We start from the raw sequence: 255 nt of genomic DNA, 5'->3' as shown, positions 1-255 counted from the left end.
TATGATTATGATGATATGTTATACCAAAGTGCTCAGTGATGTACGCTTGTACATCGTTACCCGTTAATCGCCCACCATTCTCAGATTTAGCATGATGCGCTATAAAACGAGTTAATTGTATTTTTTGATTATCAGATAATGAAGACTTCTTTCCAAGTCGAGGTTTGTCCTCTAGTCCATTGAGGCCCTCGCTAAGAAAGCGAGTAACCCAGCTATTTACGCTACGCCTAGCCACTTTTAATTGTCTCGCAACCT

Annotated in this window: 1 protein-coding gene; it reads right to left on the bottom strand. The window is 40.4% G+C overall.

Annotated features, from left to right (window positions below; genetic code table 11):
- The coding region (locus ACSLUK_RS20085) for a helix-turn-helix domain-containing protein (protein WP_448550561.1) at positions 1-255 on the bottom strand (255 nt) is incomplete at both ends.

This window comes from Thalassotalea fusca (assembly GCF_053485835.1).
This window is presented reverse-complemented; position numbering and strand designations above follow the sequence as displayed.